The organism is Flavisolibacter nicotianae (genome assembly GCF_003628535.1).
In the GTDB taxonomy this organism is placed as follows: domain Bacteria; phylum Bacteroidota; class Bacteroidia; order Chitinophagales; family Chitinophagaceae; genus Flavisolibacter; species Flavisolibacter nicotianae.
Window position 1 is genome coordinate 1 of sequence record NZ_RBCI01000023.1, and the last position, 14,846, is coordinate 14,846.

General features: G+C 44.1%; 17 protein-coding genes and 1 pseudogene. 7 read left to right on the forward strand and 11 right to left on the reverse strand.

Annotation, left to right across the window (positions count from 1 at the left end; genetic code table 11):
• Nucleotides 1–132: 132 nt before the first annotated feature.
• Nucleotides 133–808, forward strand: a pseudogene (locus tag D6024_RS27685) (Wadjet anti-phage system protein JetD domain-containing protein); the annotation flags it as partial.
• Nucleotides 809–981: 173 nt separating this feature from the next.
• Nucleotides 982–1,392: a response regulator gene (locus D6024_RS25700; protein WP_121357696.1), complete on the forward strand. Its 411-nt coding sequence runs from the start codon at nt 982–984 to the stop codon at nt 1,390–1,392.
• A 575-nt stretch (nt 1,393–1,967) separates the two neighbouring features.
• Here D6024_RS25700 and D6024_RS25705 read toward each other — a convergent pair.
• From D6024_RS25705 to D6024_RS25715, 3 genes are all read right to left on the reverse strand, one after another.
• Complete coding sequence (locus D6024_RS25705; protein ID WP_121357697.1) at nt 1,968–2,480, reverse strand: IS630 family transposase; 513 nt, start codon at nt 2,478–2,480, stop codon at nt 1,968–1,970.
• Nucleotides 2,481–2,482: 2 nt separating this feature from the next.
• Nucleotides 2,483–3,031 carry a winged helix-turn-helix domain-containing protein gene (locus tag D6024_RS25710; RefSeq protein WP_121357698.1) on the reverse strand — a complete coding sequence of 183 codons (549 nt, stop codon included), beginning with the start codon at nt 3,029–3,031 and terminating at the stop codon, nt 2,483–2,485.
• Nucleotides 3,032–3,446: 415 nt separating this feature from the next.
• Nucleotides 3,447–3,734, reverse strand: a complete 288-nt coding sequence (locus D6024_RS25715; protein WP_121357699.1) for a hypothetical protein — start codon at nt 3,732–3,734, stop codon at nt 3,447–3,449.
• Nucleotides 3,735–3,894: 160 nt separating this feature from the next.
• Here D6024_RS25715 and D6024_RS25720 point away from each other — a divergent pair, with 160 nt between their 5' ends.
• The 4 genes from D6024_RS25720 to D6024_RS25735 all read left to right on the forward strand — a co-directional run bounded on the left by D6024_RS25720 (nt 3,895) and on the right by D6024_RS25735 (nt 5,732).
• Entirely contained in the window at nt 3,895–4,422 is a 528-nt protein-coding gene (locus D6024_RS25720) for a YciE/YciF ferroxidase family protein (RefSeq protein WP_121357700.1), read from the forward strand.
• A gap of 9 nt (nt 4,423–4,431) precedes the next feature.
• Nucleotides 4,432–4,650, forward strand: a complete 219-nt coding sequence (locus D6024_RS25725; RefSeq protein ID WP_121357701.1) for a hypothetical protein — start codon at nt 4,432–4,434, stop codon at nt 4,648–4,650.
• A gap of 237 nt (nt 4,651–4,887) precedes the next feature.
• Nucleotides 4,888–5,109, forward strand: coding sequence for a hypothetical protein (locus D6024_RS25730; RefSeq protein ID WP_121357702.1), 222 nt, complete (start codon nt 4,888–4,890; stop codon nt 5,107–5,109).
• A gap of 212 nt (nt 5,110–5,321) precedes the next feature.
• Nucleotides 5,322–5,732, forward strand: a complete 411-nt coding sequence (locus tag D6024_RS25735; protein ID WP_121357703.1) for a response regulator — start codon at nt 5,322–5,324, stop codon at nt 5,730–5,732.
• Nucleotides 5,733–5,760: 28 nt separating this feature from the next.
• Here D6024_RS25735 and D6024_RS25740 read toward each other — a convergent pair whose 3' ends face one another.
• From D6024_RS25740 to D6024_RS25755, 4 genes are all read right to left on the reverse strand, one after another.
• On the reverse strand, nt 5,761–6,189 hold the full coding sequence (locus D6024_RS25740) for a response regulator (RefSeq protein WP_121357704.1): 429 nt from the start codon (nt 6,187–6,189) through the stop codon (nt 5,761–5,763).
• Nucleotides 6,190–6,199: 10 nt separating this feature from the next.
• Nucleotides 6,200–8,674, reverse strand: a complete 2,475-nt coding sequence (locus tag D6024_RS25745) for a PAS domain-containing sensor histidine kinase (RefSeq protein WP_121357705.1) — start codon at nt 8,672–8,674, stop codon at nt 6,200–6,202.
• 160 nt (nt 8,675–8,834) lie between these two features.
• The gene (locus D6024_RS25750) at nt 8,835–9,248 is read right to left on the reverse strand and encodes a response regulator (protein ID WP_121357706.1); all 414 of its coding nucleotides are present in this window, start codon (nt 9,246–9,248) and stop codon (nt 8,835–8,837) included.
• Nucleotides 9,249–9,735: 487 nt separating this feature from the next.
• Complete coding sequence (locus tag D6024_RS25755; RefSeq protein ID WP_162945037.1) at nt 9,736–9,996, reverse strand: hypothetical protein; 261 nt, start codon at nt 9,994–9,996, stop codon at nt 9,736–9,738.
• 399 nt (nt 9,997–10,395) lie between these two features.
• Between D6024_RS25755 and D6024_RS25760 the strand changes: the two genes are divergently transcribed.
• The gene (locus tag D6024_RS25760; RefSeq protein WP_121357708.1) at nt 10,396–10,611 is read left to right on the forward strand and encodes a hypothetical protein; all 216 of its coding nucleotides are present in this window, start codon (nt 10,396–10,398) and stop codon (nt 10,609–10,611) included.
• 190 nt (nt 10,612–10,801) lie between these two features.
• On the opposite strand, the gene D6024_RS25765 is transcribed toward D6024_RS25760, so the two are convergent.
• The 4 genes from D6024_RS25765 to D6024_RS25785 form a co-directional block, all read right to left on the reverse strand.
• Complete coding sequence (locus tag D6024_RS25765) at nt 10,802–11,197, reverse strand: response regulator (RefSeq protein WP_162945038.1); 396 nt, start codon at nt 11,195–11,197, stop codon at nt 10,802–10,804.
• Nucleotides 11,198–11,790: 593 nt separating this feature from the next.
• Nucleotides 11,791–12,579, reverse strand: a complete 789-nt coding sequence (locus D6024_RS25775) for a polysaccharide deacetylase family protein (RefSeq protein ID WP_121357711.1) — start codon at nt 12,577–12,579, stop codon at nt 11,791–11,793.
• 7 nt (nt 12,580–12,586) lie between these two features.
• Nucleotides 12,587–13,786 carry a glycosyltransferase family 87 protein gene (locus tag D6024_RS25780; protein ID WP_162945039.1) on the reverse strand — a complete coding sequence of 400 codons (1,200 nt, stop codon included), beginning with the start codon at nt 13,784–13,786 and terminating at the stop codon, nt 12,587–12,589.
• Nucleotides 13,783–14,583, reverse strand: coding sequence for a glycosyltransferase (locus D6024_RS25785; protein ID WP_121357713.1), 801 nt, complete (start codon nt 14,581–14,583; stop codon nt 13,783–13,785). The genes D6024_RS25780 and D6024_RS25785 overlap by 4 nt, the downstream gene beginning before the upstream one ends.
• Nucleotides 14,584–14,846 lie beyond the last annotated feature (263 nt).

Sequence of the window (14,846 nt, forward strand, 5' to 3'; positions counted from 1 at the left end):
CACCAGGCCTTGGGCTTCGTGCCGCCAGTTGAATACCATAAAATCCAAATTCCTATGTTTAAACCAAAAGAAAACAACTGATTTTATACTTTTAAACGCAGCGAATTCAGGGGGAGCTTACAAAACCCTCAGCCCAATCTTTATATCAGACAATTGCCAATTGATGTCCATACGAAATACATTCAGGCGAATAAATCATTAATTCAATCTCTTCTAGAGTTTCTAATTCCAGACTGCATTACTTGTAATGAAGTAAGCTTTGAATTAAGGTTAAATTTAAAATACGCTGAACCATTAATTAGAATTCGATTTCTTGACAAAGACATATCACCGCTATCTAAAGTTAGTGATATGTCTCTGCCTTTGTCCGAGTTTACAGATTTTGAATTTCCATGCAAAAAGGTTTTGGTGACAAAAAACTTAATGAACTTTCTTACTCTTCCATTAATGCCAAAAACCATAGCAATTTGGAGTGGAGGTGGCTTTAGCGTTAGTTATTTGAAAGAATTTCTATTACTGGGGCGACATCGATGCGCACGGCTTTCAAATCTTAAATCAGTTTCGAACCTATTTCCCAAATAATGTGTCCGTAATGATGGATCAACGAACCTTAAGTTACTTTGGAGCTGGAAAAGGGGTGCCATGTTCGAATCAAAACTTAAAGATGTTGACTGATGAAGAGTATAGGCTTTATCAATACTTGCGGGATAATAATTTGAGATTGGAGCAAGAGAAGATCACACAATCTTATGCAGAAAACCAATTATTTTCAATTGTAAACCATGAAGAATGTATAGTTAGCAGTTAGGATCACAGTGATTCTGTCGTTTTGCCACCTAACCATACTAAAAATGCAAAACAGACATTCCCAAAGTCTTTATATATACCACAGCAGGCATTCTCATGTTACTTTCACTCAAGCAGTTACATTGATCAGCCTCCGTTTGGCTTTATAATTGCACAGGTTGATTAAACGTGAGTATGAGGATTTGTAAGAAGGTGATGCTGGTAGATGACGATAGGGATGATTTAGAATTGGTATTGGATGCTCTTTCCACTATTGGCATAGATCATACCATCGTCTTAGCGGACAACGGGAAAGATGGCTTAAAGAAATTGCAGAATATGCAGAACACAGGTGAACTTCCTTGCCTGATTGTGTTGGACGTCAACATGCCCAAAATGGATGGCAAACAAACCATTGTGGCTCTTAAAGCAGACCCAAACCTTGCGAAGATTCCTGTTGTTATCTTCAGTACGTCGTCCAGTAAGTTGGATAAAATGTTTTTTGAACAATACGGTGCTCCCTATTTTGTTAAACCGGTAAATTTCCAGTTTCTTGTAGAGACGGTGACACGAATGATCACGCTTTGCTTACATCAAAACAACTAAAGTGGTTGAATCTAACAATAGAAAACCAGCTTTGTCCGGTTCCTTGCGCTAAAACGGCACGCACTTTGAAAGTTTATAGTTGAGCTGAGATACATGTGGTCGGAACAAAGAATATTAGGGTGGTGATTTTAATAGCGATCTGTCCATTATTTTTTTGCGTGTGATGTGCAACTAAAGATAACGATACAAGGAAAACTACTGGACGCTGTTGCACTGGATACGACAAGGCGAAAGGACAATGGCTATATTGCGGCCTTGCAACGCCTACTGAAAATAAAGCATTGGGAAAAGCTCAAGGAAAACGGAAGAAGCTTACTGCTTTTTATAGAGGTGCCGTCCAATCCATATTGATTGAAAGGCACTGGTTCAAGGCCTGACGCTTTTTGACCTACCGATTACGGAAACCTTATTTATTTGTTCTGGTTGTTAAGTAGATTAATGCTCTCTGTAATGTTCACTTGCTGAAGATAGTCGTCTATGTTTTCTACTGTAAAGCAACGCATCTGATCAGGATTTTTTTTTTGGGTGGGGTCATGAATAACCTCAACATAAAAATCACTCATACCAAACCGCTATCAAGGCGGGTTTATCATCCACTCAAATGTGCAGAGGGATTTGATGTAGTCTTTTTCCTGGTTGAGGTTTTTAAGGACTTGTTCCAAATGATTTTCCAGTTCATCCAGAGAATCAAAGCGATGATTATTGAAGCCCTTTTGTTCACGGATGTAATCCCAGAGGTGTTCGGTGGGGTTAAGTTCCGGACTATAAGGGGGCAGTAGCTCCAATTGGATGTTGGCCGGTTTAATCAATTCCCTGCTCTGGTGCCAGCCGGCACTGTCGGCAAAGAGGAGGATTGCTTCATCAGCATACGTTGTACTCAACCCTTGGAGCAGTTCATTCATGGCAGCGGTATTGCACACCGGTGAGATCAGACTGTAACTTTCTCCCTGTAAAGGGCACACGGCACAAAGAGCATAACTGTGTTCTCTGACGATTTGCTTTTTCACTGTGGCTCTTTTACCTGCAGGCACCCAGCAGCGGCTGACGTTATTAATGCGACCAAAGCGGGCTTCATCTTCAAAGAACACTTTTAGGGGCTTTGCCTCTGTTCTTTGTCCTTCAAGGAGGTGGGGAACTTTTTTTTAAACGCTTCTCTTTTTTCTTTGACCGCTGCGGCCCTGGGATGTTCGGGCCGAGGAGTTTTCTTACGCCAGCCATGCCGCTTGAGCAAATCCCACAGATAATCATCCGAGACCCGGTGACCAATCTTTTGTTCCACCGCCTGGCGCAGTTGCTTTGCTACCAGCACGCCGCCTTCCAGGGCCGTGGCTTCCCAACTTTGAAGGAGTGTTTCCTCCTGCTCAACACTTAGCAGGCAGCGCTTTTCCCGCCGGCCGCCCCACTGCAAAGCCTCGCAAAACAAAGCACCGTGCTGATTGTAAAACGAAACAACGTGGTAAAATTTCGTATCGGAAATACCCAGATAACCACAGTATTCTTTGGTGGATTTGCCCGGGTTTAAACTGATGGTGAGAATAAGCTGCCAATAAGAAGCATGATGACCATTTTTACTCCCATACAGCCGCTCTCGAATCTGCTCCACACTCAAGTGCGGCTTTAATGCAACGACCCTTTTCATCCCTTAAGTTACGACTCTTCCCCCGCCTTGATAGCGGTTTGGTATCAGTTGGTAAAGCAGCGTAACAAACTTTCCGGCGGTCCTTTTCATCAAGAAGTTGCCCTGAACCAAAATGACTGATTTGTGCTGGGTTTCTGTGGTTGTACAAAATTCGTGAAGAGTCATCGCATTCGTATGGTATAGCAGTTATCGGTTTGCGCTTTCCTGTTACTTGCCTACTTTGTAATATGAGTACACCACCAAAAGCGACAAATTGAAGATAGCCGTTTTGTCCTTCTTTAAAAGAAATTAATTGGATGTTTGAACATCTAATTATGGGCGCCACCAAAATTGAACAGCACCTGCAACCTACTATTCTTGTCAGGCGGACATGGGTATGATGCTTTGATAAAGAAATAAAACCTCACATAGTAATTTACTGCTGGTTTTTCAAAAATTCGTACAAATCATCGGTATATAAATCCACAAACTCAGGGTCTGTATCGTAAAGCACTTTTACAGTGTACTCGCGGGAGGGGAAGTCCAGTAGCATTTCGTCGTTGGATACGTCTTCCAAATTATCCCGGTATTCACTTATAAAGCGTTGAAAACCGTCCACCGGCACCACAAGGACGTCAAAGACGTGTGCATCCAAGTCTTTCGCTTTTTGTCCGATTAAATTAGCATATTGCTCACGCAGGGCGATGGCTTGTTCGAGTTTCATTTTCTTTACTTATGGCCGCTAAAAACCCATACGTCTTATCGGCGGGTAGCGACTTTCATTACGTTCTTACCATTTTGGGGCCAATACAAAGAAGAAGGTGGAAGGCAAATCCTTTGCTTTGGCATCATCTTTTAAGAAAGTTCTTGTCAAACAATTTTGTATGGAAACTGCACCTCTTAACACTGCAACGAATTCAAAGCTGAAAGCATTTTTTATAGAGCAGTTGCAGGACATATACTGGGCTGAAAGAAAGTTCGTGAAAAAGCTGCCCAAGTTAGCTGATGCCGCTACCACCCAACAACTGAAAGATGCCTTAGCTAATCACCTTTCGCAAACAAAAACGCATGTCGAGCGGCTTGAAAAAGTGTTTGCACTGATAGGTGAAAAAGCCGAAGCCAAAAAATGCCCGGCAATGGCAGGCATTTTTGAAGAAGGCGAAGACATTGTTGATGAAACCGATGAAGGCAGTGCACAGCGAGACGTGGGCATCGTCTTCGCCGCCCAAAAAGCGGAGCACTATGAAATAGCGACTTATGGCGGGCTGGCGCAACTGGCAAAAACCCTTGGCTATGGCGAGGCAAAAGACCTCCTGGGCCAAACGCTGGAAGAAGAAAAAGGGGCCGACCTGCTGCTCACGCAAATCGCCGAAAGCGGTATCAACTACCAGGCAAGTCGTGAAAAAGAGTAAACCATTTGTATGCGTATCGCCGGTATTTTGCTCATTTTGCTTGGTGTTGCGATGACGATAACGGGTGGCTTTCGCTTTCAAACAAAGAAAAAAGTGCTGGATACCGATAAAGTTGACATCAGTACTACGGAGAACAAAACCATTACCCGGCCGTGGTTTGCCGGTGGTATCGCTGTAGTAGGCGGCGTGGCGTTGCTTTTGGTGAGCCGAAGGCCGAATGCGAAATAAAAACCCCCTTTTCAGGTTAGTACGGTACGATGCTTGTACCTTCTTAAAAAAAGCAGCTTTATCATATTTTACACCTTTAGGGATGATTTCCTGAAAATGAAAACAGATCCGTGTTTCTCTGTTGCATAAACAGCAGCATGTGGAAATAGAATACGGCCCTTCATTTGAAGGGCCGTTTGTTTTGCTTTTTAATAATTCTTGTGGTTTTTGCGGCATGGTGGTTGAACCTTTGCCATCGTGGAAAAGCTAGACTTCACACTGGATTATTTTGGCAAAAAGGTGGCTGGCACACGGGAAGGCAACAATTACTTGCTGCAAATTTCCTATGTTCCTTTGAACCTTGAAAAAACAGTAGCCGATTCAGGTAGCATCCTTTGGCTGGACAAAGGCCAAAAACGAGAAACCCAACTTGCAAGGGAAGTCGGCTCCTTGCTCGAAAAACAAGGTTTTGCTGCTTAGCTCGTTTCAAAATTGTGTAGACACCGTGAAAATTTTTCACCACCTTTTCACTGCTTTTCTCCCTTCTTTTTAAGGAAAATGACCAATCAGCCTATTTTTTATCAGCATTTCTTCTAAAGAGAACTCTTATTCGTGGTTTTTTGTTTAAACTTGATTACGCTGCCAATTTGAGAATACTATTTGATGAGAAAGGAGTAAGGAAGAGGTGAAAAATGGAAAAATATCGTGTGTATATCGTGGACGACGATGACGATGATTTGGAAAACTTGCAAGATGCCTTTGCAATGGTAGATTGCGCCAAAGAAATTTTGATGTATCACAGCGTGACTGAACTTTTGGAAGGGTTAAAGGAAAAAAACCAGCCAAAGCCAGACCTCATTGTACTGGATCATCAGGCGCCAGGCATGAAGGGAGCAGAGGCTGTGCAAATTCTCCGGGCCGACCATGCTTACGACAAAACAGCTCTTGGGATTTATTCTTCACATATTACGGCTGCCAAAGCAGAAGAGTTGCAATGTAAGGGCGCAGACCTTTGCTTTACAAAAGGCTTGACTATGCAGGGCATGAAGCAACATGCACAGTCATTTTGTGAGGCGGCCGCCAAACGGAAAGGCGACTTGTAAACAAAGAGCGTCTGAAAACTTCGTTTGGTTAGTTATTCGGGTGCTTGCAGTGCTGCCAATAATCGTAAACCCTTTGTAAGGTCTGCGTGAGGTTTTGGACGCGGTAATCTTTTTCAAAAAAGCCCTGAACGCTCATCTCATAAGCTTCGGCTAGGTTTGCTTTGGTGGCGGTCGTAGTTAAATACACAAATGGAATGCTGCGCTCAATAAGCTCTTTGCTTTCGTTGATCTGGCGCCGCAGTTCCAAGCCGTTCATTACCGGCATATTGATGTCGCAGAGGATTAAAAAAGGCTGCGTTTCATTGCCACCTTCTAATTCCTTTAGGTAGGTAAGAGCTTCTTTGCCGTTGCTGAACGTAAGCAGCTTGTTGGGTACACTTATGCTTTCAAGAATCTCGCTAATGAGCTCGCGGTCATCTTCGTCATCATCAATAATAAGTATCGGGCCGTTTTTCATGGTATTGAATTTAGGCAGGCAAAGTAACGGTAAATTTTGAACCTCTACCTTCAATCCCTTCCGCTTCAATGCTGCCACTGTGTCGCTCCACAATCTTTTTACACAAAGCCAAGCCCAAACCCGTTCCTTCGTATTTGTCTTTTGCATGCAGGCGGGTAAACGTTTGAAAAATGTGTGTCGCTTCCTCTTGACTGAAGCCAATGCCGTTGTCCTCAACGATTACTTTCCAATATTTTTTGTTTCCAATTTCTTCGGCCTTAATGGAAATTTCAGGCGCAACAGATGGCTTGGCGAATTTGAGCGAGTTGTTGATTAGGTTGTAAAAAAGCTGATAGAGCAGTACCGGCGAGCCCTTTACATGAGGTAACTGCTTTCGGTGTAGCACGGCGCATTTTTCGGAAATGAGTACCTCCAGATCGGTAGCGATCTCACCGATGATTTTTGCGAGATCTACTTCTTCAAAAACCTGATCGTCGGCATCAAGAGAAGAATACAGCAGCACACCATTGATCATAGCGTAGATGCGTTCTGCAGACGTTTCTATTTTGGACAGGTAAAGCTTTGCTCTTTCCGGTAAGATGCCTTCGAACTCAGTGTGCAGGCGGTCGCTGAAGGTTCTGATTTTGCGCACGGGTTCCTTCAGATCATGACTGGCTACGTGGGCAAACTGCTGCAGGTCTTCGTTGGAACGCTGCAGTGCCTCGGTTCGTTCGTCAACAACGTGTTCCAAGGTTTCAGCAAGGGCGCGAAAGCGGTCTTCACTTTCTTTCAGTGCATCTTCAGCTTGCTTGCGCAAGGTAATGTCCTGGATAACGGCAATCTGATAGTTCGGTGCACCACTGCCGTCCCGCAGCAGCGAGACAGTCAGGGTTATCCAAACCAATGAACCGCTTTTGTGAAAGTAGCGTTTCTCCATTGAGTAGGTCTCAATGGTGCCCTCCTGCAATTGCTGCAGCAATTGCAGGTCGGTTTCCAGGTCTTCAGGGTAGGTGATATCTTGGAATGTTTTCGACAGCAATTCCTTTTTTGTGTACCCTACAATCTGGCACAAGCGTTCATTTACCATCAGCCATTTGCCATTCAGACCCACATGCGCAATGCCGACGGCGACGTTGTCAAATGTGCCCCGGAAACGTTCCTCACTCCTGCGGATGGATTCTTCCGCTTGTTTTTGGTTGGTAACGTCTCTGGAAACGGCAATCAGCCGCTTTGGCTTTTCACTATTGTTTTGTTCAATAACGGGTGAAACGACAACGTCCCACCATTTAAGCGTGCCTTTGGCTGTTAGAGCAGCCCCTTGAAACTGCGCTTTTTCACCATTCATGGCTTTTTGGATGGCAGCCTTCACTTTCTCTTCGTTTTTTACATCCCAAAGCTCCCACCAGCATTTGCTAGCAACTTGGGCAAAGTCATCCAATTCCAAATGCTCCTGGCCGTTTACATTGATGAACTGCAGGCGGCCTTCAGCATTCAATATCTTAATGCAATCAGGACTGTTTTCCAGTATGGTGCGGTTAAAAGCCTCACTTTCCTTAAGACTCTCTTCGGCTTTCTTGCGGTCCGTAATGTCGAAACGGGAAACCAGCACACGGCTATAGTCATCGTTTTGTGGCAACCTGGTTTTTACCAAACACCAGATTTTCCTGCCTTTCAGCGTTTGAAGCGGATATTCACTTTCAAAGTCTTCCTGCCGGTTTGCGATAGCCAACAGTTCATTGGTAAAAACGGGAAGGGTTTCAGGCGTGAAAAGAACTGCAAGACCTTTCAGCAAGTCTTCTTTTTTCTCGGCATCAAACATCTTGAGCGATGCCTCGTTGGTGTCTTTGATTTTTACCAATGACATCAAACGGTGAACTTCATCCCTGTTTTGGTGCAAATAGGAATAGAGAGTGGCTCCATGCTTTTCCTTCAGCCGTTGCAGTTCAATAACAACTTTGGAGAAGTCTTTTTCCCAAATAGAAACCGGTGTGCCCTCAAAAATTTGGCGGTAGCGCTTTTCGCTGTCGGCAAGTCGCTCTTCTGCATTTTTTCGCTCCGTGATGTCTTGGGTAATGCCAGAAAAACGAATGGCCTTTCCGGCCTCATCGAAATAAAGCCTTCCTTTTGACCGAATCCACCGGGTCTTGCCGTCTGTAATGCCAATTGTCCGGTATTCATTTTCGTACAAGCCACCACTTTCCGGTTGCATGGCTTTTTGCACGGCTGCATCACTCCGCTGCTTATCCTCTGGATGAAGTCCTTTTACATAGATATTATAATCGACTTCGGCCTCTGGTGGTAGGCCAAACATGGCTTTGGTCCGGGCCGACCAAATTAATTCGCCGGTTTGCGGGTAATAATCGTAATAGCCCAGGTCGCCACCTTCAAGGGCAATGCGCAAAAGCTCTTCGTGTTCTTCTACACTTTTTCGGCCCTTACCGGAATGCAATGGTTCATTTCCGGCTGTGCGGTTGCCTGCAGGATTGGAATTGGGTGTAGCGTTCATTTAAAGATAACAAACTGGTTAAGAGTGTCTAACGATTACGCAAAAATAAAACCAGCAAAAAAGGTTACCTGGCTCCGTTTCGATGAATGAAACAATTGGGAAGGTAACCATTTCTATTTTGGGAAGTGAAAGCTGCAGAGGGCGCCTCCTTCTATTCAGTTCATTTAACCAACTCTAATTTGCACCGGCTGACAAATTCTGCAACCAACGACTGTATGTTGGAAAAGTTCACCGGTTTGGTGATGAAATCAGCGTGATGTTCTTCTGCAAACAGTTTATCTTTTGAGCTGTTGGACGTACTGAACAGGATCACCGGTAGGTATTTAAAATCGCTGTGGCTGCGAAGCCTTCTCAGCATTTCCTTGCCATCCATTCTGGGCATGTTGATGTCCAAAATTACCAAGCAAGGCAGGGAATCTGTTTCGTTCATCTTTTTCAGGGCAGAAAGTCCTTCAATGCCGTTGTAGGCATGAACGACTGTAAGGTGTTCAGTGTATTTTTCAAAGGCGTCAGCGATGAGCATTAGGTCATCGCGGTCATCGTCTACATAGAGGATGGTATAGCTGCTTTTCATGGATTGGTGTGCTTGTTAGGTAATACCGGCGCAAAGTTAACTTGACGGATTTTTACAGCTTGGGAGTGCAGGAATTTTTACAATATTTTGGTTGTTATTTGGTTGAGAAAAAATAGCGAAGGGGTATGGTAGCTTTAAATGAGATGGAATAGCCATTTCGCACAATTGTTTCCTTTTGTAAAATATTCTAGGTAAACAAAAAGGCTGCATGGAAATGCAGCCTCGTGTAAAATCCAATATCCTATGAAAAACCAGTGTAGAATTATCAATTACCGCTCCAAAAGTAAATTCCCTTGAATTTTTACATTCACGTCTTTACGCAGCCTGTACTTTGGGAAATCGTTTGCACAATTCAATTGGATGATTGAGACATCTGCCATAAAAAGGATAGGCAACAATTCAACCCACACAAAAACTTACTGATTAAGGGTACTGCGCCTATCCAATCTATTTTGAAATAAATTCTTGATGTAAAACAACTGTTTCTCTACAGCCTTAGTAATGCCTGTAGTTCAGAGACGAGCACCAGGTGAAAATAATTCTCCAGTTTTGCAGGGTCGTCAAAAGAAACAAGATGCACCACCTCCGCCATCTTCTCATCCCAGAACATTTCCACATAAAAGCCATTGAGTTGATATAATTTGGCAGTGATCCCTACGCCTGTTCGACCAAGCAGAAAAACACCGTTTTGTTGGATTATTCTTCGTTGCACGTCTTCGGAAAGGGAACGGAACTGGTGTAGCGTCATCGGTTCGAGATTGAACATCCAATCATGCAATCTGAATGCCTAAAGCAAGGTAAACGGTAGTCGGTAATATAGAAGAAATCCACTGCGTGTTCTCTTGCCAAACTCATCAACAATTCCTTGCAATTTCCTCTACCGGCAAGGAAGAGCCAAGCCTTCAAATGTGACAATTAAACGTCACTGGTGTATTGCTGAGTTGAGGGATAACCCATAAATTTACGGCACTCATAAGCAGTTAGTTTTGGTTGCGCCCCTGCTTTTCAGTTGGGGCTTTTGCTTTCCCCCAACCTCCTTAGTTTTCCACTGTTTTTCAACCCTTATTGTACAGGCACAACTTTTGTCAAAAAAGAAGGAGAACCGCTTACAAAAAGTTGTAAGTGTTGTACAGAAAACGTAGGTGTGATGATGGAAAGAGAATTGGAAAACCTGGACGTGGCGACCCTAAGTGCACTTTACGACCGGCACATGCAGGCCTTGTCCAATGCCCTGCTCAACGGGGCAGCTTGGCAGGATGTACAGGAGGAGCGAAAGCGGCTGATTGCAATTTCCAAACTCCTGCACAGAGGTGGAATGGGTCATCCTGCCGAGCAGGCCATTCGAAATAATCCGACAACTTGAAATATTGGTGCAGCGTTTGCATCCTCTATCGCAAGGCTTGCGTCCCTGTACACAACGTCTTCGCTAACCTTTTTGATGACAGCAAATCACCTGTCATGGAAAAACCCTTTCCACATTGGAAAGGGTTTATTCTTTTTGGTTCTTCATTGCCGTTCTTCTATCAACGCGCAGGGAAATATTAATGTCCTAATCAGTAAACAAATTCTTTGAGTTTTGCCGTCACTGCCGGGAAACCGGAGATGCTGTTTGGCTTAGTGATGTATTCTGACGCCCCGCTTGTCAGGCAGTTTCGAACATCCATCGCATGTGAAGATGTGGAATACACCACCACGGCGATATGCTGGTAGCGCTGCATTCCTTTTAAGGCACAGAGCAGTTCAAGCCCGGAAATACCCTGCATATTCAAATCCGTTACGATTAAAACGGGTAAATCCTCATCCTGCTCCACACCCTGCAAATAGGAAAACACCTCATGCGCATACGCTAAAGAGAGAATAGGCTCAATGCCGGCCTCTTCGAGCGCTTCCCTTAATAAGTCCCGATCATCAGGATCATCATCAACCACAAGCACACGAAAAGTAATCATAGCGGATAGTTTTGGAAGCCGGAAGGTAACCATTGCCGTTCAACAACTGAAAAATTGTGGATAAGTTCAGTCGGCAAGAGACGTAACCTAAACTGTTGAACTTCAACGGTAGAGATTTATGAATTGCCAGAACTGAACGACTGTAAAGCAGAACCTCGCCTGGCGTGCCGCCTTAAAGACATCTTGCCACCAGAAAATGGTGCGGCTTTGTTTTTGCAAACTATCGTTTTCTTTTATGCTTTTATGAGGCGTCCCATGTAGTAGGACGTCTCTTTTCAAACAACATTTCACCCTTACAACCCATTTAAAAACAACTCTTGCCCGTACCATTCGAAACAGCAGACCGTCTGCAATACGGAACCCTTCTTTGTGAGGAGTTCTCCATTTTAGCACATTTTTGTTGTTCAGGTCGTTATGGAGGCCAAAATGAAAGGAAACAGTTGCAAAAGTTACCCTTGCAGCAACGCACACATGAAACCATCCGAAAAGAAAGAAGAACGGAAGTCGGTGTAAATAGAAGTGCCGACACCTGGTCCAGACGTCAATTGCCCGTTTTTTTTAATTTAATCCTTGACAGGCTTACGGTGTACTTGCTATGGTTGTTGAACGCAGGTTTTACTAAACTTGTCAATGGTACAGAAATCCCCTTCATTTGAAAGATCGTACAGCAAGCGTTTTATCTTTTCGTATAACACTCTCCTGCCTCCCTTCTTTACATAAACCGGCAAAGCGGAAAAAGCAGACAAATCAGCCCACTCCCAGGGATGGAAATACAGCAGCAAATAATTGTCTTTTTTCAACGTAGAAAGAGCAAGCCGCAGGAATAGGTGATATGGCAGGTTTTTAAACGCAAGCCAGAACAGCGGTATTCGAAGGCGTGGAGTGACTGAAACAGGAACCTGTAGGATGCCTTGCTCTTCAAAGGGCTTACGTGGAAACTTTGTGTTGTTATAACGGCCTGGTAGCCAAGTCGGGTTGATGGAAGAGTTGTACTGATAGCCTGCCCTCTTCACCTCATCGGGCTGCACATGCTTCATGCGCGGCATCCGTAAGCCATAAACCTGTTGCCCTGTGATTGTTTCCAGGGTCTCCCTTGAGGTGCGCAAATCCTGTTCGCAGAAGGATGAATGATAAAAGGCATGTGAAGCAATCTCATGACCAGAAGCCAATTCCTGCACCGTATCAGGATAAGAAACCGCAAAAAAAGCAGTCGTAAAAAGGGTTGTTGTTACAAAAGGCTGCTGTAGTAACGGCATCAATTCCAATAGTCCTTCATAGCCGACTTGCAATTGTCGTTCAACACAGATTGCCTGCCCATATTCCAAAGGCAAGTCAAATTCTTCAACATCAAAACTTAAAAGTATTTTCCGGTCTTTACTCATACATCAATTACAGCACAAGCTGAAAGGGATAAAGTGCTTTTAAAAACTGTTTTTTATGAATTTGCACTAAAATGACTATCCATACGACAAATGAAGGAAATGCCTTTACAGAAAAAGGTTTTGCCACATGTTCCCGAAACCACGGTGTCAACAAATCGGAATATGAAAAGGTTGTCAAGAAAAAAACCACGCCAAAAAAGATGTTCACCGCCTTTGTCTTGGGTTGCAGCAAATACCAGAGGCAAAGACCTGGCATGGCAACGATGTATGTTGGCGATTCAGAACTTGAGTTAAAAATGACCGTGCTTAAAAGCACAGAGCACAAGATGTAAAGCCGATAGCGCAAATCTTTATAATCCCTAACAGGAAGGAACTGGCTTAAAAACGACGCAAACGCCGGCAGTAAAACGAAAAGGTCATTCATTTTCGGCAAGTAAAAAATGCGCCGCACCATGCCGAGAACCGACACGTTTTGGTACAAGACGTTTGGAGCCGTCAAAGAGTCATTCTTTTGCTGTTTTGCCAGAATGGCAACATACCAGTCTATGTAAGATTGCACTAAATAAGGAAACGAAACCACCAACAGCGGGAGCACGAAAAAAACGCAACTCCACAAAACAGCCCATGCTAAAAACCGAAAAGGTTTGTTGCTGAATAAGAAAAATGCAAAGCCAGCCACCCCCAGCAGCTTAATGAATGTCGCAGCCATGATAAAAAAAAGGGCACGTCCCTCTTTCGCCTGTTGAACGTAGGCAAAACCCAAAAGAAGACAGCCGCAGATCAGGGCATTGCTCTGCAGCCAGGAACTGGCGTTCATTAGTTCATGTGCACACAACAAGACCAGCGCAGCTTTCCATTTCCGGTGGATTGGCAGTTGATAGATGGCAAACAGCAGAAAAGAAACATTGAACAGAACCCAAAGCACCGCACCCATATTTACCGGCAGCCAGCTAAACGGGGCAATCACAAGTCCAAAGAGAGGACCGTACAAATTCACATCGTAGTGCTCCTGCGGGTAAGGGAGGTATAAATTTACCTGTTGAATCAGGTGAACATACACGTGGCGGTAGACCAGGAAGTTGTTGATCTCGTGAAGGCCAATGGCCTGCAGAGCGGCAAAAAGAGAAAGTCCAAACCAGAGCGACCAGCCCAACTTCTCATTGTACAAAACGTTCCGTGTCCATGACATCCGGGTTTTGTTGCTCATTTTGCTTTGGACATTTTGATCGAGGTAGAATGTAATGGGCCGAACGAGACGTGCTTTTCTTTTCGCAGTCGTCGTTGGAGACGCAATAAAGAAAAGAGATTTCGCAGTTCCGTTTTTAAGACTTTGCATTTAAAATCGGAAAAAGACACCTGGGCTCGCAGGTGAAGATCAATAACCTTTATGGATAGCGCACGTTTAGTTGCCCGGAGCAAAAACTCGGTGTCCACTAAAAACTGGTCAATCGCTGTTTGCAAAAACACAGCCTTTCCATTTTGGTTGAATCCTTTTAAACCGGCTTGTGTGTCGTTTACCGGCAGGTCAAAAAACAGTTGGTTGCAAAAAGAACAACTTCGGGAAATGACTTTCCGTTTGAAAGGCAAACTGGCAAAGTACTGAGAGGTCCGCCTTCCTGCCACCACTTCGGAACCGGCTTCTAGTTCTGCAATGAGTTGCTGAATATTTTCCAATTCAAAAGGGAAGTCGAAATCCATGACCACGGTAAAAGGTGCCGTGGCTCTGCTCACACCATAGCGCAAGGCATAGCCTTTGCCCCTGTTTTGCTCGTAGGCATAAAACAAAATATACGGACAGAAAGCCTGAATGTATGCAAACCCGTTTTTTAGTTCCGGACCAACCGGACCATCATGCACAGCGATGTAGGAGAGGGTAAATCGTGGCAGCAACGCCTTTAATTTCTTTTGGTTTTCAAGAAACTGCGCAGCCCAATCACCCTTTGGCTGGTACAAAGGCAAGACAATTGATATTTCCAGTTCTCCTGTGGGAACGGTAGCAAGCATCTAAATGAACGTTAATAATCGTTAATGAATGTTAACGAATGTTAACAAAGATGCAAGACGGAAGTGAGAAGTCCAAATAAAACACCGCTTTTTCATTCGAGTGAATTAAAACAGCCCGCAATAGCTCTTAGGCCGTTAAATGTAGAAGTTAATATTTAATCTGACAGTCGGGATTAACTTTAAGTAACGACACTTGATTGTTAACCCCAAAACTGTCAGATATGAACACTGAATCTAAGTTAATCAAAACGAAGATTGGGCTG

Coding starts and splice junctions, on each gene's coding strand:
- D6024_RS25720 (WP_121357700.1), top strand. CDS start 3,895: ATGGAAACTGCACCTCTTAACACTGCAACGAATTCAAAGCTGAAAGCA.
- D6024_RS25750 (WP_121357706.1), bottom strand. CDS start 9,248: ATGAAAAGCAGCTATACCATCCTCTATGTAGACGATGACCGCGATGAC.
- D6024_RS25760 (WP_121357708.1), top strand. CDS start 10,396: ATGATGGAAAGAGAATTGGAAAACCTGGACGTGGCGACCCTAAGTGCA.
- D6024_RS25765 (WP_162945038.1), bottom strand. CDS start 11,197: ATGATTACTTTTCGTGTGCTTGTGGTTGATGATGATCCTGATGATCGG.
- D6024_RS25735 (WP_121357703.1), top strand. CDS start 5,322: ATGGAAAAATATCGTGTGTATATCGTGGACGACGATGACGATGATTTG.
- D6024_RS25725 (WP_121357701.1), top strand. CDS start 4,432: ATGCGTATCGCCGGTATTTTGCTCATTTTGCTTGGTGTTGCGATGACG.
- D6024_RS25780 (WP_162945039.1), bottom strand. CDS start 13,786: ATGAGCAACAAAACCCGGATGTCATGGACACGGAACGTTTTGTACAAT.
- D6024_RS25740 (WP_121357704.1), bottom strand. CDS start 6,189: ATGAAAAACGGCCCGATACTTATTATTGATGATGACGAAGATGACCGC.
- D6024_RS25755 (WP_162945037.1), bottom strand. CDS start 9,996: ATGACGCTACACCAGTTCCGTTCCCTTTCCGAAGACGTGCAACGAAGA.
- D6024_RS25710 (WP_121357698.1), bottom strand. CDS start 3,031: ATGAAAAGGGTCGTTGCATTAAAGCCGCACTTGAGTGTGGAGCAGATT.
- D6024_RS25785 (WP_121357713.1), bottom strand. CDS start 14,583: ATGCTTGCTACCGTTCCCACAGGAGAACTGGAAATATCAATTGTCTTG.
- D6024_RS25700 (WP_121357696.1), top strand. CDS start 982: ATGAGGATTTGTAAGAAGGTGATGCTGGTAGATGACGATAGGGATGAT.
- D6024_RS25715 (WP_121357699.1), bottom strand. CDS start 3,734: ATGAAACTCGAACAAGCCATCGCCCTGCGTGAGCAATATGCTAATTTA.
- D6024_RS25775 (WP_121357711.1), bottom strand. CDS start 12,579: ATGAGTAAAGACCGGAAAATACTTTTAAGTTTTGATGTTGAAGAATTT.
- D6024_RS25745 (WP_121357705.1), bottom strand. CDS start 8,674: ATGAACGCTACACCCAATTCCAATCCTGCAGGCAACCGCACAGCCGGA.